Raw genomic sequence first — 20,064 nt, forward strand, 5'->3', positions numbered from 1 at the left:
CTGTCCGGTCTGCTTTTTAATCAGAAAAATCTTTTAATTGTACTTTATGCTCATTGAAAAGACAAACACCCAGAACTGGGTACCACTATTTGCCCGTCTGGCGATATTTTTATCCATCTTCCCACATGGTGCACAAAAATTATTTGGCTGGTTCGGCGGGGCTGGATTCAGTGCTACTATGCAGGGATTAACCACTGGTATGGGACTGCCTGCCTTTATTGTTTTTCTGGTAATTATTATAGAATCCATTGGAACATTGTTTATCCTACTGGGCCTGTTTACCAGAATTTCTTCGGCAGCCGTTATGATTAACTTTCTCGGCGTTGTCTTAACGGTTACCATACACAGCGGCTATTTTATGAACTGGAGTGGCCAGGCCGGTAAAGGAGAAGGTCTGGAATATTTTATCCTGCTATTCGCCTTACTGATCATCCTATTAATCCGGGGTGGTGGTAAGGCCAGTATGGACGGACTGCTGTTCAACAAAAAAAATTAAAAAGCAGTCATAAATAAGAGGTCTTGATTTTTACCTATTATAGCCCGAAAGCCGCTAAGATTATTCTACTCCATACTTAGTGGCTTTCTTTATGCCGACCGTTTTGATCATCAGAACATCGCGTCTGAAACGGTTAACTTTGTATTCCCACTTTAAAATCCATATTCATTATGAAAAAAATAGGATTTTTATCTTTTGGTCACTGGGCTGACCATCCTTCATACAATGTCAGAACAGCCAGTGATACTTTGCTTCAATCTATTGATCTGGCAGTAGCGGCTGAACAGTTGGGTATCGATGGCGCGTACTTCAGGGTACATCATTATGCCACACAGCTGGCTTCCCCTTTTCCCTTATTAGCCGCTATTGGTGCCAAAACCAGTACCATTGAAATTGGTACCGGTGTCATTGATATGCGTTATGAAAACCCGCTATACATGGTGGAAGATGCCGGTGCGGCCGATTTAATTGCTGGGGGCCGTCTGCAGCTCGGCATCAGCAGGGGATCTCCTGAGCAGGTTATCGATGGATGGCGCTATTTTGGATATGAACCGCGTGAGGGCGAAACCGGTGCCGACATGGGGCGCCGTCACGGTGTGGAGTTTCTACAGAAACTCGACGGTGCCGGCTTCGCAACGCCTAACCCTAACCCTATGTTTCCTAACCCTCCGGGCCTGCTCCGGCTGGAACCGTACGCCGAGGGATTGCGCGATCGAATTTGGTGGGGAGCCGCCTCGAATGCCACAGCCGTCTGGGCGGCAGAAATGGGTATGAACCTGCAAAGCTCTACCCTGAAACTAGATGAAAGTGGCAAGCCATTCCATATACAGCAAGCTGAACAAATCAGGTTATACAAGGATGCCTGGAAAAAAGCGGGCCATAAGCGCACGCCACGGGTTTCTGTAAGCCGGTCTATTTTCGCGCTGGTAAATGACATGGACCGGGCATACTTTGGCCATGAACGTCAACAGCGGGACCAGGTAGGCATGCTGGAAAAGGACACCAGGGCCATCTTTGGCAGAAGCTATACCGCGGAGCCGGATCAGCTGGTCAAAGAGCTGGCAACAGATGAAGCGATCCAGGAGGCCGATACACTCCTTTTAACGATACCGAACACACTGGGTGTCGAATACAATACCCATGTACTTTCTTCTATTTTGAAATATGTCGCCCCTGAACTGGGCTGGCGGTAAGAGCTCTAAAAAGAGCCGTATAATGATAAAGCCCCTTTTTGAATCAGGGGCTTTATCATTATACGGCTATCGCCTATCACAAGCCGGCATACATAGACTCAACCTTCTCCAGGGACACGCCCTTGGTTTCAAAGACATATTTCGCCACAAAGGCAATCATTAAAAAATTGATAACACCATAAATAAAGAAGGTCACCGGTGCGCCCATTTCCGATAACATCACCGGAAACGTCCAGGATACAATGGCATTGGCTGTCCAGTTGCCAAATATGGCAAAAGAAGTGGCACTACCCCTGATCTTATTAGAGAATATCTCAGCTACATATACCCAGAGAACCGCCCCCCAGGTACAGGCAAAAGCGGCGATATAGACAAAGATGGCCCCCAGGACCCAATAATTATCCAGATTATCCGTATAAAACAGCGTACCCACCACGACCATACAAATACCCATAACAGCAGAACCGGTCAACAACAATTTCTTACGGCCGATTCTATCAATCAACCAGAAAGCTATAATTGTAAAAATCAGGTTTACAACCCCTGTCAGTACCGTCTGAAAAAGCACACTGCCACCCACATGGGTCTTTTCAAAAATTAAGGGTGCATAATAGAAAATAATATTGATGCCCGTTAATTGCGCAATAGCCGCAAAGATCACCCCGATCCAGACCACCTTTCTGTATTTAGGTGAAAAGATTTCCATAAAACGGAGTCCTTGTTTATCCGCAGCAATATCCATCTGTACGGTTTCCAATTCCTCTTTCGCCTTTACTTCTTCATAGATCTTACCAAAAATAAGGTGCGCATGATCGTGGCGCTCCCTTTGGATCAACCAACGGGGACTTTCAGGGACAAACATGAGTAATATAAAGAAGATGACAGACGGGATCACTGCGGCAGCCAGCATATAGCGCCACGTGTTTTCAGGCGTTAAAAAAGACCATCCGGCGCTGTCAATAAAATAATTTGAGATAAAAGCCAGTAATATACCCATTACAATGGCCAGTTGTTGGCTCATACCCAGCCTGCCCCGATATTCAGCAGGGGCCACTTCAGAGATATAAATGGGCGCCAGCGTAGAGGCCATTCCGATGGCCAGGCCGCCAATAAAACGATACAGCACCAGCGCTTCATAGCTTCCCGCAATCCCGCTGCCAATGGCTGCTACGACATATAAAACAGCGGTCACCAACATCATCAGTTTACGACCATACCTGTTGGCCAGATTTCCGGCAAATAAGGCACCCGGAATGCAACCAATGGAAGCTGCAGCCACCACCAGGCCAATCGCATTATCATCCAAAGAAAAATAAGTGCGCAGTGCGGGGATCGTTCCGGCAATGACCGCTGTATCAAACCCGAAGAGCAGTCCGCCGATGGCTGCCACTGCAGAAATCAGAATGGTATATTTTTTCATGTGCGCTTTTTGAGAAACTGTGCCTTAATCGGCCTATTAAATCAAATGCGCATCAATTTAACGCTTTTTCCTAATTTTTAACGAACAAGAGCGCTCATTTGGAATCCATTCACAAGCAGCCAATATAAATCAGCTAAACAGCGCTCAGCAGACCTGTCTAGGCAAGGCTCTTTTTGTCCATGAGCTTAACAACATAACCTCCGATAAAAGGCATGCGTTCCAGTTCTTTTTTCTCTGCAAAAAGCACCAAGAGTAGAAACAACCCCATCAGCAACATACCGGCTAATACCCGGATAACCAGAATGGAGGTCAATGCGCCAATGCCCATATGAATAAAATAAAGCAACAACATCGCCACCAGATAAGCAGTTATTTTCTTCACATTATAAGGGATAGGGAAGATCTTCTGTCCTACTTTATAACAGATGATCATCATGATGAAATAACAGGTGAAAGTCGTCCAGGCGCAGGCATAATACCCGAATTTCGGGATAAAATAATAATTGCCGAAAAAGGTAATGGCTGCGCCGAATAAAGTGATATACATGCCAATCCTCAACTTATCTGCCAGCTTATACCAGATCGAAAGATTATAATACACGCCCAGACAAAGATTCGCTGCCAGCAGCACAGGCACCACGCCTATACCGCCACGATAGGCAGGCCCCACAATAAATTTCCAGATATCCAGAAACAGCGCCGTAAATAAAAAGGCAATCGCCAGTGTAATCACAAACCATTTCATAACCCGGGCATACACTTTGACAGCATCCTTATCCTGACTTTTATTAAAGAAGAAAGGTTCTGCTGCCATTTTAAAAGCAGAAATAAACAAAGTAATAAAAATGGAAAGCTTATAGCAATAGCCATAAATGGCGACTTGTATTTTAGATTCCTGTACACTTCCGTTATAGAGCTTTTCCAGCATCTGGCGGTCGATCACTTCATTGACCATTCCTGCCAGCCCACCGATGATCATCGGGGAGCTGTAGCGCCACAGTTGGCGCCAAAGGCTTTTCTCAAATTCGAAGCGAAGGGTGCGCCACTCCTTAAACAGCAAGGCAAAAGTCACTATCGCCTGCATAATATTTGCTTTCAACAGCAAGCCGGTCTTCGTTTGCTTACTATACCAGTCATGGAGCCAGCCCGTAGATTTGGCTGCCGACTCCGGCAGTACCGCCAGAAAATAAATCGTCAGTAATACATAAACGGCAATACCTGCCAAGTTCACAAAAGCGTACTTTTTAGGGCGGCCTTCTTTTCGAAGTCTGGCCAGCGGTATCACACAAAGTGTATCAAAGCCTATGATGGTCAGGCACCAGATTATATACTCGTAATGCCCTCCCACCCCGATGAAGTTTCCAATAGGTACCTTAAACAAAGAGATCAGCAATACAAAACAAACCGTACTGATAATATGTGAAGTAAACGCCGTCTGAAAGAGAGATCGCTGAGAAATGCCTTCTTTATTGGAGAACCTGAAATAGGCCGTCTCAAATCCATAGGTAAAAACGATATTGAGCAGTGCGATATAGACATACAGCACCTGATACGTTCCCATTTCTGCCTGCCCTGCCCTGGAACCGACCAGATAGGTAATAATTGGCGTTGTCAGGTAATTCAGGAACCGGCCTCCGATATTACTTAATCCATACCAGACAGTCTGTCCCGCTAATTGTTTGATACCACTCAAAATTGTTTCCTTTTTTGATGCAGAGAACTGCTTTTTTCAATGTAACAAATGTAGGTAAGTTCACCTAACTGGCAGCATAAGTCGCTGAAAATTCTGTCTTTGTTTTCCATAACCGGCTACTCTGCGCGCCAATCGGTGGACGAGCGTGACTTTTTTTTCATGGACTGTTGTTTTTTACTGTCCAGTCTTGCTTTTTTAGATGCAGCGGTCGGTTTGGTGGCAATCCGGGCTTTTCTGGGCATCAATGCCCGCCTGACCAGTTGGTTCATTTTAAAAACAACGGCCTCCTTATTGCCGAGTTGCGTCCGTTCAGACTGAGATTTGACCAGTAAAATGCCGTCAGCTGTTATCCTGCCGGCAAGTGCAGCCATCAGTATATTTTTTTGTCTGTCCGTTACAAGAGCGGACTGCCCGACCGGCCACCGGCCTTCCACCATTGTCTCTACCTTGTTAACATTCTGCCCTCCCTTACCGCCGCTGCGGGCTGTTTTAAAGGTAATTTCAGCAGATATATCTATGTTTGCCATAATTCTTATTAAAATTACTGCGTAAGGCAAATACCGCTCCATAACCGTAAAAGCCTCCTGCAGACACAAAATTAAAAAGATTATGCGTATCCTTCTACAAAGAGTCAAAAAGGCCAGTATCACTATCGAAAACCGGCTGTTGTCGGAAATAGACAGTGGCCTGTTACTATTATTGGGTATAGAAGCAGAGGATGGGCCTGAAGATATTGAATGGCTGGCCGGCAAAGTAGTACAGATGCGCCTATTTAATGACGAGCATGGTGTTATGAACAAAAGTTTACTGGAAACCGGCGGCGATATCATGCTGGTCAGCCAGTTTACCCTGCACGCCAATATCAAAAAAGGGAACCGGCCCTCATACATAAGAGCCGCCCGCCCTGAAGTGGCCATTCCGCTATATGAGCAAATGATTCGGAAACTTCAAGACAAATTAGGCAAAGAAATTGCAACAGGTAGCTTTGGGGCTGACATGCAGGTAGCCCTTATCAATGATGGGCCGGTGACGATTTGGATGGATTCGAAGGATCGAAAATAATCCTGCCCTCCAAATGGGACCATTAAAAATTAATCTATTTTTGACAGGAACCCCCGTTCAATATTAAATAACAAATTAAAGTAAATCCAATTATCGTCTATGCAAGCGTCCAACCAAGAGCCAACGCCAAAAAACTTAAGCCTCAAAGAAGCACAAAAACAGGTAGACCACTGGATTCAAACAGTAGGTGTCCGTTATTTCGATGAGCTGACCAACCTGGGTATATTGATGGAAGAAGTCGGAGAGCTTTCCAGGCTCATGGTTCGCCGTTTCGGGCAGCAGTCTTTTAAAGCAAAAGAGGCCCATCTTAATACAAAAGAAGCGCTGTCTGATGAGATGGCCGATGTACTATGGGTGTTGCTCTGTCTGGCCAATCAAACAGGCGTCGACCTGACGGAAGCCCTGGAGAAAAACTTTGACAAAAAAACCAGACGTGATATAGATCGCCACAAAAACAATCCTGCCCTGTCTCAGCCTAAACAGTAGCATCATGATTAAAAGGATCAAACACATATGGAAAGCACTTAAGCAAACCATCAGCGACTTTTCGGAGATCAATATCATGCGGATGAGTGCTGCCCTGGCCTATTACACCATCTTCGGACTGGCACCTATGATCATTATAGTGCTGTCACTGTCCTCATTTTTTGTACGCAAGAAACCAGCCGGATATGTCTTTGATCAGCTCAATCAATTATTAGGTCCGGGTGCAGCCGGACAGGTACATCAAATGATCCAGAATGTGCTGTCTCAAAACAGCGGCCCAATCATGCAGATTGTAGGTGTTGTTGCGCTGGTCGTTTCTGCGACCGGTATCTTTACTGAAATTCAGGACTCCATTAATGTGATCTGGCGGGTAAAAGCCAAACCCAGAAAAGGCTGGTTAAAGTTGTTGCTCAATAGGCTGCTGAGCTTTTCCATTGTGATCAGTCTCGGATTTATTTTACTGGTATCCCTGCTTGTCAACGCCATCATTGCGGCAATTATGACCCGCTTTACTGATCTATTTCCACAGACGGAAGTCTTTACCTCCTATGCCATTAATATCGCCCTGACCTTTTTGACGATTATGAGCCTGTTTGCGATCATCTTTAAGGTGTTGCCCGATGCGAAAGTCAAATGGCGAGACGTTTGGAATGGGGCTTTTACAACGGCCTTACTCTTTATGGTAGGTAAGTTTCTGATCGGCTATTATCTGCAACATAGCAGTATTGGCAACACTTTTGGTGCAGCAGGCTCCGTGATCATCATCCTTTCCTGGGTTTATTATTCGGCCATCATTCTTTACTTTGGGGCCGCTTATACCAGAGCTAATGCCCGGATCAAAGGCAGGAGCATTTATCCAAATGACTATGCGGTCTGGATTCAGACGGTAGAACAAAAAGCTGATCAGCCGATGAACAGCGGTTCTGCGGATCAACAAAAAGTATCGGAATAGGCATCTGTCAGTCCGACATCAATGAATATCATCCACTGCGCCCAACCTGAGCATCTGGTCAAGACAATCCACCGATTATCCAACAATACCTGTCATGCAGTTATAACAGCAATACTGGCAGGTTGTCAGCCATTTTAAGATTTTTTTTGAAAAGAATTTTGACACATCTGTGAATAACTTACAAGGAGAATCCTGGCATGGCTTTCGTACATTGCAAGTAAAGGAGGAAAAACAACCATCGCATTTTGTTTATGTTTATTGTTTAATTGTGTAGGATGAAACGCAGTCAGCGTTACTGAACCGAACCAACAAACAACTTTTTAACCTTTAATTTTATTTATTTTGACAGACACCATTATCCACCTCGACACATTGAACCCCATCGAGTTCTTTGGGGTTAACAATGCCAAATTAAATCTTCTTAAAAAAAGATTCCCCCTTTTAAAAATCCTCTCCCGGGGCACGCAAATCAAACTCAGCGGTGCAGCGGAGTATGTAGAAGAAGCCAAAGAAAAAATCGACCTGATTCTCAAATATATGGAACGCAGCGGCGATTTAAGCGATAATTATTTTGAAGAGATACTGGGCAGTGTTGATGAAGGAAAAGTAGACCATTTCCTGGAAAAGCACCCCAATGACGTTCTGGTATTCGGCCCCAATGGCAAGACCATCCGGGCGCGTACCACCAACCAGAAAATGATGGTCAAGGCAGCCGATGCCAACGATATTGTATTTGCTATCGGGCCTGCCGGTACCGGTAAAACATATACTGCAGTCGCGATTGCAGTCAGGGCACTCAAAAACAAAATTGTTAAAAAGATCATTTTGACACGTCCAGCGGTAGAAGCCGGTGAAAGCCTGGGATTTCTGCCAGGTGACCTCAAGGAGAAGATTGATCCCTATCTGAGGCCCCTGTATGACGCACTGGATGATATGATACCGGCAGACAAGCTCGGCTATTATATGAGTAACAGAACAATCGAAATTGCACCTTTGGCCTATATGAGGGGCAGAACCCTGGATAATGCCTTTATTATCCTGGATGAGTCCCAAAACGCCAATGATTTGCAGCTTAAGATGTTTTTAACGCGTATAGGTGCCAATGCAAAGGCGATCATCACAGGAGACCCCACACAGATAGATCTCCCTAAGAATCAACGCAGTGGACTCTGGAAGGCCGTCTCTATCTTGCGTAAAATTGACGGAATTGCCCATATTGAGCTCAATGAAGAGGATGTGGTGAGACACCGCCTGGTCAAACAGATTATTAAAGCCTATAACCATGCAGATGAAGTAGAATCGGGCGAACAGCATTTTTTCAACCATAAAAACGCTACAAAAGAAAAAAATGCATAATCTTTGCAGGTTCAAAAGAAAATCTAAATTGTAATGAAAAAATCTATCTGGCTGGGTGCCCTTTTTATGTTGGCGGCGACTGTGTATTCTTGTAAATCAACCACCTCTCCTTCTGATGTGGCAAAAGACTTTGCCAGCGCTATGCTGCATAATGATTTTACCAAAGGGAAGGCTCTGGTGACAGCAAAAGATCAACCGATGCTGGACCAAGGCGCAGAGATGACAAAAGCCAATCCGACCCCGGATTCTTTGAAAGCTATTTTGGATGAGGCAGTAATCACCGCTTCCAACGAAAAGATCGAAAATGACACTACAGCGACTGTTGACGTTAAAACGACCCTGAAAAAAGAAATTATGGGCCGTAAAGAGTCAACAGATACCTATGTACTGAAAAAAATAGGTGGTGAGTGGAAGATCGATATGGAAGCCACTATCAAAAAAGTAATGGAAAGCTATGGCGCTGCTATGCAGGGCCAGGGTGCTGGAGACATGGGTGCTGCCGCAGATACTGCTGCCGGCGCTCCTATGCAGGATTCTTTAAGTAAATAACCCGACTGCGTTCAACATACACAACGCAGAAAAACAATGACCGTCCCGTTAATGAAAGATGTATCTTACATTAACGGGACGGTTTTATTGATGAATATCTGTTAATTTTATCCCATGTCAAATACACCAGTTACGACGCCGACTTCTATCCCAAGGATTATCCTGGGCAGCACTTCTACGCTCTCGGGGCAAACTTACCTGCAATACCTGAAACCCACATTGGAAAAACATTTTGCCGGGATCAGACGTTTACTGTTTGTGCCTTTCGCCAGGCCAGGTGGCATATCACATCAAGAGTATACCGCCAGCGCAGCCGTTTTTTTCCGGACCCTTTCTATTGAAGTCGACAATCTGGCGGCCGCCGCTGATCCGCTGACAGCCATTCATGAGGCAGAGGCGATCTTTACAGGGGGCGGTAATACGTTTTTGCTGGTGAAGCAGTTACATGAGTTGGGTTTGATCAGTGCGATCAAAGCCAGTGTCCTGGGCGGCACGCCTTATCTGGGAACAAGTGCAGGGGCCAATATAGGTGGCCTGACCATGGGTACCACTAATGATATGCCCATCGTCTATCCTCCTTCTTTTGAAACAATGGGTCTTGTCCCATTCAATATCAATCCGCACTTTATATCCGGAAGGATGGCAGCGCATCATATGGGAGAAACCAGGGAAACCAGGATCGCAGAATTTCTGACACAAAACAGTATGCCGGTCGTAGGGCTGCCGGAGGGTAGCTGGATACAGGTAAACGGTACAGAAGTGATGCTGGCAGGCGCTGCCCCTGCAACAATTTTTGAAAAGGATAAACTTCCGTATGATCTTGAGCCCGGCAGTCTGCTCAATTTCCAAAAATAAGCTGACCGCTTCACTTGCCCACCGGCAGATCCAGTTGCAAGAAAACCAGATCTAAGAAGCGGCCGAACTTATAGCCGACTTCCTTTAAATGCCCGACGTTGACAAATCCGTTTTTTTCATGAAAACGGATGCTACCGGAATTATCAGCATCGATACCGGCAATCATCCGATGCAGTCCGTCCGCGCAGGCCCGTTCAATCAACGCAGTAAGTAACAGTTGGCCTACGCCTTCCCCTCTGTGAAATTCGTCTACATACACCGAATGTTCGACCGTAAACCGGTAGCCATATTTCGGCCTGAACCTTCCGTAAGTGGCATACCCTACCGTATAATTATTATGGAGGCAACTAAAAACCGGCATCCCCTCCTCTTTCTGCATTTCCAGCCAGTGGTGTACATAGTCTAAGCTTCTGGGTTCCTCATCATAAATAGCGGTTGTATTACAAATAGCCTCATTCATGATTTCCAGGATGGCCGGCAGGTCTTCCTTCGTTGTTTCACGTATGTAATAAGTTGCATCCATAGGATTTCAACAATTTTATTTACATCGACAAAGTTCCGATAAATGTTCCAAAAACGCTGTTTATTTTAAAAACGATTTCCCGTGTGCAGTCACCTAACGCATAAGTAGTTTTGCCGATTCTTTCACGTAAATTAAATCGTATTGTCTTACTTTTGTCTCAAATTACAAGTATCTGAATAGTGTATTTATTTTTAGATCTGCGCTGAGGGGCAGATCGTTCAAAAAAACAAAATTTATGAAGAAGATCACATTATTTCTGGCAGCAGGTCTGCTGTTACTGGCCACCGGAGTAGGGGCGCAAACGCTGGACCTTGGTGTCAAAGCCGGTGCGACACTGGGTAAGATTGACGGCCAATCTTTCAAAGATGGCTATAATTTTGGCATTCATGCCGGTTTTTTTGCAGAAATCGGACTGGGCGAGAAATTCGGTATCCAGCCGGAAGTCCTCTTTAACCAGACGAAGACACAGGTGAAGGAGAGTGTAGATGCGGGCGATGTATTGAAACAAGGAAGTAAAGGCCACCTGAACTATCTGAGCATCCCCGTTTTGCTGAACTTCAAGCCAGCCCAAATCCTGACTATACAGGCAGGTCCGCAATTCGGCATTTTAATGAACAAAGACAATAGCCTGGTTGAAAATGGCAAAGAGGCTTTCAAAAGCGGAGACTTCGCCATTGCACTTGGCGCGCAGGTAAATCTGGGCAGCCTGAAGGTATATGGCCGCTATAATATCGGCCTGTCTGACGCCAGAGACGTCAGTGATGTAACAGATCAGTCGAAATGGAAAAATCAGCAGATACAGCTCGGTATAGGCTACGTCATTTTTTAAATCGGTATCATTTAAAAACAAAAAAGCGGAGCCCAAAGTTTTATACGCAATCGGCTCCGTTTTTTTGTTTGCTGTCACTGCCGATAACAAAGCTACCTGGCAAAAGATAGCAACGCGAAGTTTTTTTAGGCCGTAAACAAACAATGATTAGGTTTACAGCTATCGATGCCTTGTTGCTGATTCAGTAAAGATTTATCCTAAAACCTTAAATAGAACCCAGAGGTTTCTTACATTCGTGCATTATTTATTAATCTATAACAAAAATCGTTCATCATTTAAAACCAATTGTCTGAATGGCACTTTCTCATGAGGAGTTGCTGGGCATCGCCCGGCAGTTCGGCACACCGCTCTACATTTATAATGCAGCGCAGATAGCCGGTCAGTTTAACCGGCTGCAGGCCGCCTTTAAAGGAACCAATACCCGTTTTTTCTATGCCTGTAAGGCGCTGACCAACATTAATATCCTGAAGTTCATGAAGAATCTGGGTACGAACCTGGATTGTGTCAGCATCAACGAAGTGAAGCTGGGGCTGGCGGCTGGTTTTAAACCTAAACAGATTATGTTTACCCCCAACAGTGTCGCTTTCTCTGAACTGGAAGAAGGTAAGAATCTGGGGGTCAATATCAACATAGATAACATTTCTTTTCTGGAGCGTTTCGGCAATAAATACGGCCATTCCTATCCGATCAGTATCCGGTTGAACCCGCATATTATGGCCGGTGGAAATTATAAAATCTCAACCGGGCATGTAGATAGTAAATTCGGTATCTCCATCCATCAGATGCGCCATATCGAGCGTATCGTTTCTTCTACCGGATTACACGTCGTTGGGTTACACCTGCACACCGGTAGTGAGATCAAGGATATTAATATCTTCTTGAACGGACTGGATGTGATGCTGGATATTGCCCGGCATTTTCCACAGGTTGAGTTTTTAGATCTCGGTAGCGGCTTTAAAGTACCTTATAAGGAGGGTGAAGAGCCGACCGATATAGAGCTGTTGGGGCAGAAAGTGGGCGAAGCTTTCGCTAAATATGACAAGGAAATGGGCAAAAAACACCAGATCTGGTTTGAGCCGGGTAAATTTCTGGTGAGTGAGGCCGGTTATTTTGTCGTACGGGCGAACCTTCTCAAGCAAACCACGGCCACGGTCTTTATCGGTGTAGATTCCGGATTTAATCACCTGATACGCCCCATGTTCTATGAGGCCTATCACCGGGTGGAAAACATCAGTCGTCCGGAAGGTGATGAGCGTATCTATACTGTGGTAGGCAATATCTGTGAAACCGATACATTTGCCTGGGACCGGAAGATCACCGAAACATATGAAGGCGATCTGCTTTGTTTTTATAATGCAGGTGCCTATGGTTTCGAAATGAGCAGTAACTTCAATTCCAGATTAAGACCCGCGGAAGTACTGGTACTCGACGGAAAGGCACATCTTATCCGCAAAAGGGATGAATATGAAGATCTGCTAAGAGGACAGATTGCTGTAATTTAACGGTAATTTGCAACTGCAACCGGGATGATTACGGGTCCGGAGAACTATCTTTAGATCACTGTAATGCGATATTATGATTGAACTAAAAAACGTAAAGAAGAGCTTTGGCGATAAGACGATCATCAAAGGCGTCTCCATGAATCTGGAAGCCGGCAAATGTAATCTGATTATCGGTTCCAGCGGCAGCGGCAAGACGGTGCTGACCAAATGCATTGTCGGGCTGTTTACACCGGAGGAAGGTGAGATTCTGTACGAAGGAAAAGATATTGTTTCCATGGACAAAAGGGATCGTAAGGAACTGCGCCAGCAAATCGGAATGCTGTTCCAGGGCTCAGCTCTTTTTGACTCCATGACAGTGGAGCAAAATATCATGTTCCCGCTGGATATGTTCTCCAAACTTACCCAGGCAGAAAAACAAAAAAGAGCAGACGAAGTCCTGGCCAGGGTGAAGCTTGAGGATGCGCATAAGAAGTATCCCGCTGAGATCAGTGGTGGGATGAAAAAAAGAGTGGGTATCGCCAGAGCTATTGTGCTTAACCCGAAATACCTGTTCTGTGATGAACCTAATTCCGGCCTGGATCCGCAAACATCTCTACTGATCGATAAACTGATTAAGGAGATCACCGTGGAGTTTAATATGACTACTATTGTTATTACCCACGACATGAACAGTGTTATGGAGATTGGGGATCATATTGTCTACATGTATCAGGGAATTAAACAATGGGAAGGCTCTAATAAAGAGATTATTTACTCCAAAGATGAAAAACTCAATAACTTTATCTTTGCTTCAGAGTTCCTGCAAGATGTCAAACAGATGCGTATGGAAGAGCAAGGCATCCAACAAAAGTAAGCTCCCATAGGCTTTCCATAACAAAAAAGCTCCGAATGTTAATAATATTATTACGCCGGAGCTTTTTTTAATCGTTGTGCGCTGGGTCATGCCAAAATATCCTCATCTGCTGCCTCCCTCCTGTTTTAAGTAGTTTACCGGCTGCAGCGACTTGCCGGCCACTGAAATCAGAGGCGCTTATTTACTATTTTAGTTCACCGAAGCGTCTGATTTTTGAAAAAGCCCGATAATTTCCCGGTCTGGCATAAATTATTTACCTTCAAAACGTGTGCTCTCTGTATATGTTTTTATTTTTGTGGTTCTTAATCCCTGAACTATGGCTTCATTTAAAAATAAAGTGGTTGTCATTACCGGCGGTTCCGAAGGAATCGGTAAAGCATTGGTACATGCTTTTCTGGAAGATGGCGCCAAAGTGGCTACCTGTGGGCGTAATTTCGATAAACTCTATCAGTTGCAGACACAGTATCCGAATAAGCCGCTACTCACACATGCAGCGGATGTGAGCAAGGAAAACGAGTGTAATCAGTTTATTCAAAAAGTGATCAAAGTTTACGGCACTATTGATATTCTCATTAACAATGCAGGTATCTCTATGCGGGCGCTGTTTGAAGAAACGGAGCTCGAGACTCTGAGAAAACTGATGGATATCAATTTTTGGGGCGCCGTATACTGCACTAAATTTGCCTTACCCTTTATTATCGAAAATAAAGGCAGCGTGGCAGGCATTTCCTCCATTGCAGGCTTTAGGGGGCTCCCCGGGCGCTCGGGTTATTCTGCCTCTAAATTTGCGCTGAATGGATGGCTGGAATCCCTGCGCACGGAACTCGCCGACAGTGGCGTTCATGTGCTGACGGCCTGTCCGGGCTTTACCGCCTCCAATATCCGGAAAGTAGCGCTGAACAAAGATGCCAAACCAGAGGCAGAATCGCTGATGAAGGAAGAAAAGATGATGTCTTCCTCCGAATGTGCAGCACATATTTTTAAAGCCATCGAAGGCAGAAGAAGAACACTTATCTTAACCAATCAAGGGAAGGAGGCCGTCTGGCTGAATCGTTTACTTCCCTCCCTGGCGGATAAATTGATTCATAAATTTTATTTTAAGGACGGTAACCTGATCAAATAAGCAGAGAGACCCTGAGCAAATGGCTATTATAACCTTATCGACAGATATCGGAACCGGAGACTTTATTATCGGCGCTTTCAAGGGGCAGCTGCTCTCCCAGGGTGTCTCTGGCAGTATCGTTGATATTACCCATCAGCTGTCTTCTACGAATTTTGCAGAGGCAGCCTATATCTGTAATAACGCTTTCCGTTATTATCCGGAAGATACTATTCATATAATTGTTACCAGTCTTTTCGAGTATACGCACCGGCATTTTCTGATTGCCCGGTTTGCGGGTCACTATATTATTTGCCCGGATAACGGCATCCTGACCATGATCACACACCAGGTGCCCGCCGAGGTGTTTAAAGTCCCCCTGCATGAGACCGCCCCCCTCTCGGCTATGGTGATGCTAGAGGCTTATGCCAAGGCTGCGGCGCAACTTGCAAAAGGCCGCTATCCGATTCAGATCGGCCAGAAATTTACCGAGTTCATAGAACGCTACCCCATCCGGCCCACATTCGGGGATAACTGGATCGATGGTCAGATCATCTTCATCGATAAGTTTGAGAACGTGGTGGTCAATATCAATCAGGAGGAATTCGAGGCCTGTAGAAAGAACCGGTCTTTCGCCATCACCTTCGGACGTAATTATGCCAGTAATCAAATCAATAAGATCTCCGAAAATTATAGCAGTGCCAGCAAAGATGAATGCCTGGCCAGTTTTAATTCAGCGGGATTGCTGGAGCTGTCTATCAGAGGCGGCAACATGGCGGGTCTGTTTGGTCTCCAGGGATTTAAGGAAGAGAACCAGGCCGTGCAGCATATCCTTAATAATTCAGCTGGCGGCCATAAACGGAACTGGTTTTATCAGACGATCCGGATCTTTTTCACATAATGACACCTTAAACCCCCACTTACCTTGAAGTATTATATCATAGCAGGAGAAGCCAGTGGAGATCTGCACGGCAGTAATCTGATCCGTGGCCTGCAGCAGCTGGACCCGGCGGCAGATATCCGCGCCTGGGGTGGAGATAAAATGGCCGCCACGGGTGCCTCATTGGTTAAGCATTACCGTGATCTGGCCTTTATGGGTTTTGTTGAAGTGGTTACCCATCTAAGCACCATATTCAAAAATCTGTCCTTCTGCAAAAATGATATCACCTTGTTTAAGCCGGATGTTTTGATTCTCATCGATTATCCGGGCTTTAACCTGAGAATCGCTAAATGGGCAAAAAAAGCCGGCTTCAAAGTAGTTTATTATATTTCTCCCCAGGTCTGGGCATGGAAGGAAAGCCGGGTGCCGTCCATGAAAAAGACCATAGATAAGATGCTGGTGATCCTTCCTTTCGAACAGGGATATTTTGCAGATAAGTTTGACTGGGCCGTGGAATATGTAGGGCACCCGCTGGTCGGGGCCATTCAGGCCTTCCAGGCCAATAAAGCCAGCCATCCGCTGCCTGCATCACTGACCGGGGAATTAGCCGGCAAAAAAATCATTGCGGTATTACCTGGTAGCCGAAAACAAGAAGTACGGAAAAAGCTACCCGTTATGCTGGCTATGGCTAAGTACTTTCCCGATTTTCAGTTTGTGGTCGCGCAGGCACCTTCGCTGGAAGACGCCTTCTATGCACCGTTTCTGGCACCCTACCCTAATGTAAAGGCCGTTACCGGCAAAACCTATGCGCTGCTCATGCGTTCAGCAGCCGCGCTGGTAACCAGCGGTACTGCCACGTTGGAAACAGCCTTATTCGGGGTTCCGGAAGTTGTCTGTTATAAAGGTAATCCTATCAGCTATCAGATTGCCAAAAGGCTCATCAAGGTTAAATATATTTCCCTGGTCAATTTGATTATGGACCGCATGGTCGTACGTGAGCTCATTCAGGATGATCTCAATGAGCTCCAGCTAAAATCGGCACTCACCAGCATTTTAGAAGACCAGAATGTCATTACCCGCCTGCAAAAGGATTATCGCGAACTCAAAGAAATACTGTCAGCCGGAGGTAATGCCTCCGTTAATGCCGCCCGGGCTATTGTGCAATTTATTGCCTGATTTTTTCAGAAAACGGCTGAGACAGATCATACCTAATAATTACCGTCTCTGACAGAAGGGATAGCGCCATTCGCTTTTCGCCTGCATGGATCTGCCGGCTGTTCTGCAACGGTTCTAACAGGCCTGACAGCCTTGTCAAGGCAATAATTATTTAATTCTTTTTCACTGCATTTTATTGATGAATATCTCGTATAATCTCGTATATTTAGGCTGAGAAGTTTTTATTATATTTAGAATAGGAAGAGGAAGAACTGTATGAATATATTGCATGTGTCGGCTGAATGCTATCCGGTCGCTAAAGTCGGTGGACTTGGAGATGTGGCGGGGGCCTTACCTAAATATCAGAAAAAGCAGGGACATGCGGCCATGCTCGTCATGCCGATGTATAAGACCAGCTTTCTGGATAAGTACGAGTGGGATGTGGTTCATAAAGGGCAGGCTTCGCTCGGTGACTACAGTTTTAACTTCACCGTGATCAGAGAAAAAACTGAAGTCCTCGGTTTTGACCTGTATCAAGTCGATATCAATGGCCTGCTGGATCGCCCGAAAGTTTATGGATATGAAGATGATCCGCAACGGTTCATCGCCTTTCAGACAGCAGTAGCCACCTGGCTACAGAGCTGGCAGACGCCACCGGATATTGTACACTGTCATGATTATCATACAGGGCTACTGCCTTTTTTCTTTAAATATGGCTATGGATTCCGTAAACTGGAAAAAGTGCCGACTGTCCTTACCGTACATAATGCCGAATATCAGGGGTGGCTGGACTGGAGTCACAGCAACTGGCTACCGGCCTATGATGAGTGGAAGTCCGGCCTGCTGGAATGGAATAAAACGATTAATCCGCTGGCCAGTGCCATAAAAAACGCCTGGGCAGTCACCACCGTCAGCCCCAGCTATCTGATAGAACTCCGTTATCAATCCAATGGACTGGAAGCCTTATTCGAATATGAGAAAGGTAAATGCAGCGGCATCCTTAACGGGATCGACGCCGAACTCTGGAATCCAGAAACAGATATATTAATCGACAGCCATTATAATTTAAAATCAGTCACCACTGGCAAACAGGACAACAAAAAAGCCGTAGCGGCTAATTTTGGGTTAAGCCCTGACAGGCCGCTATTCACTTTTATCGGCAGGCTCGTCGGTGAAAAAGCAGCCGACCTTTTACCGGACAGCCTGGCTGCTTTCCTTAGAGAGCAGGATGGGAAAGTGAATGTCCTGGTACTGGGGAGTGGAGAACCGGAAGTAGAGGCGGGCCTGCAGGGATTGAAAGGTTATTTTCCCAACAGCTATGATTTTTATAAGGGCTATAGTGAAAAACTCAGCCATCAATTATATGCCGGCGCCGACTTTCTTTTGATGCCCAGCCGGGTGGAACCCTGCGGGCTAAACCAGATGTACGCCCTTCGATACGGCACCGTCCCTCTGGTACGCCGGGTGGGTGGTCTTAAGGATACCATTACGGATATCGGCGATAACGGCAATGGTCTTTGCTTTGATCAGGCCAGTGTGAGCGATATCCTGATGACACTGAACAGAGCGCTTGACCTTTACCAACAGCCTAAAAAAATGGAGGCGCTTCGAAAAAAAATGATGCAAATCGATCACAGCTGGGAAAAGACCGTTTCCGCCTATATAAATCTATATAACACCCTGCATACAAAAAAATAATTCTATAACACCCTAAATATAACCAATATGAGCTTTGATTCTGATAAAGTCGTTGCCGTCATTCTGGGCGGGGGCGCCGGTTCCAGGCTGTATCCCCTGACCGCCACCAGATCGAAACCTGCGGTCCCCATCGCCGGCAAATACCGTTTGGTGGATATTCCCATCAGCAACTGTATGAATTCCGGGATCTACAAAATGTTCGTGTTGACACAGTTTAATTCCGCCTCGCTGAATAAACATATTAAAAACACGTATCACTTCAGTGCTTTTAGTAAAGGCTTTGTGGACATCCTGGCCGCAGAACAGACACCAGAGAGCTCGGAATGGTTCCAGGGGACAGCAGACGCCGTCCGTCAGTCCCTGCGTCATCTCCAAAACCAGGATTATGAGTATATTCTGGTTCTTAGCGGTGACCAGCTTTATCAGATTGACTTCAAGGATATGATAGAAAAGCATATAGAAAACCATGCAGAGATTTCTATCGCAACCATTCCTGTCAATGCCCGGGACAGTGGCGGATTCGGCATTATGAAAACCGACCCAGACGGTGCTATCACTTCCTTTATCGAGAAGCCGTCAGCTGATCTTTTGCCAGACTGGGTAAGCGATACCGGTGAAGCAATGCATGCTCAGGGAAGGGACTATATGGCCTCCATGGGGATTTATATATTTAACAAGAGCATTATCGGCAGGCTGCTGCTGAATGTACACCCTACCGCCAAGGATTTTGGAAAAGAGATTATTCCTGCGGCCATTGGCAACTACCGGGTCAGAAGCTATCAATATGAAGGTTATTGGACTGATATCGGTAATATTCATTCCTTTTTTGAGGCAAATCTGGACCTGACACAAGATATCCCCTCAATCAACCTGTATGACTCAGCAATGGCCATCTATACGCGTCCGCGTATGCTACCCGCTGCAAAACTCAACTCCGGGTGCGTAAAATCTTCTGTGATCGCAGAAGGCAGTATCATTCTTTGTAAAAGTATCGAACAGTGTGTTGTCGGGATCCGCTCCAGAATTGGCTTCGGATCAGAGCTAAAATCCTGCTATATCATGGGTAATGACTATTATGACACCCTGGCGCAGATTACGGCTCAGAAAGAAAGTGGCTTGCCGCCTACAGGTATCGGCGAAAACTGTCATATAGAAAACGCCATTGTAGATAAAAATGTCCATATCGGCAATAATGTCACGATCATCGGCGGCCCGGACCTGCCCGATCAGGACCATGAATTATATACCGTTAAAGACGGTATTGTGGTCATTAAAAAGGGCAGCTATATTTCTGATAACTTCGTATTGAAATAATGCCCATCTCTGACAGGAATGCAGCTGTAGCCATATAAAACCATGCGCGACAAAGCCCTCTGTACTATTACAGAGGGCTTTGTCGCGCTTACGCCTTTTGCTTTGACTTCAGTCTGACGTTTTCTTCTCTTATAAGCAGGCCGGTTGCG

19 protein-coding genes and 1 pseudogene are annotated in these 20,064 nt (G+C 45.6%); 16 read left to right on the forward strand and 4 right to left on the reverse strand.

What is annotated here, in order from left to right:
* The first annotated feature begins 46 nt into the window (after positions 1–46).
* Both K9M52_RS00870 and K9M52_RS00875 read left to right on the forward strand, forming a co-directional pair.
* Entirely contained in the window at positions 47–496 is a 450-nt protein-coding gene (locus K9M52_RS00870; protein ID WP_224070182.1) for a DoxX family protein, read from the forward strand.
* Between the two features lie 170 nt (positions 497–666).
* Positions 667–1,689 carry an LLM class flavin-dependent oxidoreductase gene (locus K9M52_RS00875; RefSeq protein WP_224070183.1) on the forward strand — a complete coding sequence of 341 codons (1,023 nt, stop codon included), beginning with the start codon at positions 667–669 and terminating at the stop codon, positions 1,687–1,689.
* Positions 1,690–1,765: 76 nt separating this feature from the next.
* Here the strand turns inward: K9M52_RS00875 and K9M52_RS00880 are convergent, their stop codons facing one another.
* The 3 genes and pseudogenes from K9M52_RS00880 to arfB form a co-directional block, all read right to left on the reverse strand.
* Positions 1,766–3,109 carry a sugar porter family MFS transporter gene (locus tag K9M52_RS00880; RefSeq protein ID WP_224070184.1) on the reverse strand — a complete coding sequence of 448 codons (1,344 nt, stop codon included), beginning with the start codon at positions 3,107–3,109 and terminating at the stop codon, positions 1,766–1,768.
* A gap of 157 nt (positions 3,110–3,266) precedes the next feature.
* Positions 3,267–4,802: a lipopolysaccharide biosynthesis protein gene (locus K9M52_RS00885; protein ID WP_224070185.1), complete on the reverse strand. Its 1,536-nt coding sequence runs from the start codon at positions 4,800–4,802 to the stop codon at positions 3,267–3,269.
* 116 nt (positions 4,803–4,918) lie between these two features.
* A pseudogene (gene arfB / locus K9M52_RS00890) lies at positions 4,919–5,314 on the reverse strand (alternative ribosome rescue aminoacyl-tRNA hydrolase ArfB); the annotation flags it as partial.
* 97 nt (positions 5,315–5,411) lie between these two features.
* Here arfB and dtd point away from each other — a divergent pair.
* From dtd to pepE, 6 genes are all read left to right on the forward strand, one after another.
* Positions 5,412–5,864 carry a D-aminoacyl-tRNA deacylase gene (dtd, locus tag K9M52_RS00895; RefSeq protein ID WP_224070186.1) on the forward strand — a complete coding sequence of 151 codons (453 nt, stop codon included), beginning with the start codon at positions 5,412–5,414 and terminating at the stop codon, positions 5,862–5,864.
* A gap of 99 nt (positions 5,865–5,963) precedes the next feature.
* Positions 5,964–6,350, forward strand: a complete 387-nt coding sequence (locus tag K9M52_RS00900; protein WP_224070187.1) for a nucleotide pyrophosphohydrolase — start codon at positions 5,964–5,966, stop codon at positions 6,348–6,350.
* 4 nt (positions 6,351–6,354) lie between these two features.
* The gene (locus K9M52_RS00905; RefSeq protein WP_224070188.1) at positions 6,355–7,302 is read left to right on the forward strand and encodes a YihY/virulence factor BrkB family protein; all 948 of its coding nucleotides are present in this window, start codon (positions 6,355–6,357) and stop codon (positions 7,300–7,302) included.
* Between the two features lie 342 nt (positions 7,303–7,644).
* On the forward strand, positions 7,645–8,658 hold the full coding sequence (locus K9M52_RS00910; protein ID WP_224070189.1) for a PhoH family protein: 1,014 nt from the start codon (positions 7,645–7,647) through the stop codon (positions 8,656–8,658).
* A gap of 33 nt (positions 8,659–8,691) precedes the next feature.
* Positions 8,692–9,207 (forward strand): DUF4878 domain-containing protein, encoded by a 516-nt coding sequence (locus tag K9M52_RS00915; RefSeq protein WP_224070190.1) that lies wholly within the window; start codon positions 8,692–8,694, stop codon positions 9,205–9,207.
* Between the two features lie 114 nt (positions 9,208–9,321).
* The gene (gene pepE, locus K9M52_RS00920) at positions 9,322–10,062 is read left to right on the forward strand and encodes a dipeptidase PepE (RefSeq protein ID WP_224070191.1); all 741 of its coding nucleotides are present in this window, start codon (positions 9,322–9,324) and stop codon (positions 10,060–10,062) included.
* Between the two features lie 10 nt (positions 10,063–10,072).
* Here the strand turns inward: pepE and K9M52_RS00925 are convergent, their stop codons facing one another.
* On the reverse strand, positions 10,073–10,585 hold the full coding sequence (locus tag K9M52_RS00925; protein ID WP_224070192.1) for a GNAT family N-acetyltransferase: 513 nt from the start codon (positions 10,583–10,585) through the stop codon (positions 10,073–10,075).
* 235 nt (positions 10,586–10,820) lie between these two features.
* On the opposite strand from K9M52_RS00925, the gene K9M52_RS00930 reads away from it, so the two are divergent.
* From K9M52_RS00930 to K9M52_RS00965, 8 genes are all read left to right on the forward strand, one after another.
* Positions 10,821–11,414, forward strand: a complete 594-nt coding sequence (locus K9M52_RS00930) for a porin family protein (RefSeq protein ID WP_224070193.1) — start codon at positions 10,821–10,823, stop codon at positions 11,412–11,414.
* A gap of 293 nt (positions 11,415–11,707) precedes the next feature.
* On the forward strand, positions 11,708–12,916 hold the full coding sequence (gene lysA / locus K9M52_RS00935) for a diaminopimelate decarboxylase (RefSeq protein WP_224070194.1): 1,209 nt from the start codon (positions 11,708–11,710) through the stop codon (positions 12,914–12,916).
* Between the two features lie 73 nt (positions 12,917–12,989).
* Positions 12,990–13,769, forward strand: a complete 780-nt coding sequence (locus K9M52_RS00940) for an ABC transporter ATP-binding protein (RefSeq protein ID WP_224070195.1) — start codon at positions 12,990–12,992, stop codon at positions 13,767–13,769.
* A gap of 316 nt (positions 13,770–14,085) precedes the next feature.
* Positions 14,086–14,892, forward strand: coding sequence for an SDR family oxidoreductase (locus K9M52_RS00945; protein ID WP_224070196.1), 807 nt, complete (start codon positions 14,086–14,088; stop codon positions 14,890–14,892).
* Positions 14,893–14,911: 19 nt separating this feature from the next.
* On the forward strand, positions 14,912–15,769 hold the full coding sequence (locus tag K9M52_RS00950) for an SAM hydrolase/SAM-dependent halogenase family protein (protein ID WP_224070197.1): 858 nt from the start codon (positions 14,912–14,914) through the stop codon (positions 15,767–15,769).
* A 24-nt stretch (positions 15,770–15,793) separates the two neighbouring features.
* Positions 15,794–16,924, forward strand: a complete 1,131-nt coding sequence (gene lpxB, locus K9M52_RS00955) for a lipid-A-disaccharide synthase (protein WP_224070198.1) — start codon at positions 15,794–15,796, stop codon at positions 16,922–16,924.
* A 255-nt stretch (positions 16,925–17,179) separates the two neighbouring features.
* On the forward strand, positions 17,180–18,601 hold the full coding sequence (locus K9M52_RS00960) for a glycogen synthase (RefSeq protein ID WP_224070199.1): 1,422 nt from the start codon (positions 17,180–17,182) through the stop codon (positions 18,599–18,601).
* A 27-nt stretch (positions 18,602–18,628) separates the two neighbouring features.
* Positions 18,629–19,915 carry a glucose-1-phosphate adenylyltransferase gene (locus K9M52_RS00965; protein ID WP_224070200.1) on the forward strand — a complete coding sequence of 429 codons (1,287 nt, stop codon included), beginning with the start codon at positions 18,629–18,631 and terminating at the stop codon, positions 19,913–19,915.
* The last annotated feature ends 149 nt before the right edge of the window (positions 19,916–20,064 follow it).

This window comes from Arachidicoccus terrestris (assembly GCF_020042345.1).
GTDB classification, from domain to species: domain Bacteria; phylum Bacteroidota; class Bacteroidia; order Chitinophagales; family Chitinophagaceae; genus Arachidicoccus; species Arachidicoccus terrestris.

Excerpts from the sequence above, each read along its gene's own strand:
- K9M52_RS00870 (WP_224070182.1), top strand. The coding sequence starts at position 47 with ATGCTCATTGAAAAGACAAACACCCAGAACTGGGTACCACTATTTGCC.
- K9M52_RS00875 (WP_224070183.1), top strand. The coding sequence starts at position 667 with ATGAAAAAAATAGGATTTTTATCTTTTGGTCACTGGGCTGACCATCCT.
- K9M52_RS00880 (WP_224070184.1), bottom strand. The coding sequence starts at position 3,109 with ATGAAAAAATATACCATTCTGATTTCTGCAGTGGCAGCCATCGGCGGA.
- dtd (WP_224070186.1), top strand. The coding sequence starts at position 5,412 with ATGCGTATCCTTCTACAAAGAGTCAAAAAGGCCAGTATCACTATCGAA.
- K9M52_RS00900 (WP_224070187.1), top strand. The coding sequence starts at position 5,964 with ATGCAAGCGTCCAACCAAGAGCCAACGCCAAAAAACTTAAGCCTCAAA.
- K9M52_RS00905 (WP_224070188.1), top strand. The coding sequence starts at position 6,355 with ATGATTAAAAGGATCAAACACATATGGAAAGCACTTAAGCAAACCATC.
- K9M52_RS00915 (WP_224070190.1), top strand. The coding sequence starts at position 8,692 with ATGAAAAAATCTATCTGGCTGGGTGCCCTTTTTATGTTGGCGGCGACT.
- pepE (WP_224070191.1), top strand. The coding sequence starts at position 9,322 with ATGTCAAATACACCAGTTACGACGCCGACTTCTATCCCAAGGATTATC.
- K9M52_RS00925 (WP_224070192.1), bottom strand. The coding sequence starts at position 10,585 with ATGGATGCAACTTATTACATACGTGAAACAACGAAGGAAGACCTGCCG.
- K9M52_RS00930 (WP_224070193.1), top strand. The coding sequence starts at position 10,821 with ATGAAGAAGATCACATTATTTCTGGCAGCAGGTCTGCTGTTACTGGCC.
- lysA (WP_224070194.1), top strand. The coding sequence starts at position 11,708 with ATGGCACTTTCTCATGAGGAGTTGCTGGGCATCGCCCGGCAGTTCGGC.
- K9M52_RS00940 (WP_224070195.1), top strand. The coding sequence starts at position 12,990 with ATGATTGAACTAAAAAACGTAAAGAAGAGCTTTGGCGATAAGACGATC.
- K9M52_RS00945 (WP_224070196.1), top strand. The coding sequence starts at position 14,086 with ATGGCTTCATTTAAAAATAAAGTGGTTGTCATTACCGGCGGTTCCGAA.
- K9M52_RS00950 (WP_224070197.1), top strand. The coding sequence starts at position 14,912 with ATGGCTATTATAACCTTATCGACAGATATCGGAACCGGAGACTTTATT.
- K9M52_RS00960 (WP_224070199.1), top strand. The coding sequence starts at position 17,180 with ATGAATATATTGCATGTGTCGGCTGAATGCTATCCGGTCGCTAAAGTC.
- K9M52_RS00965 (WP_224070200.1), top strand. The coding sequence starts at position 18,629 with ATGAGCTTTGATTCTGATAAAGTCGTTGCCGTCATTCTGGGCGGGGGC.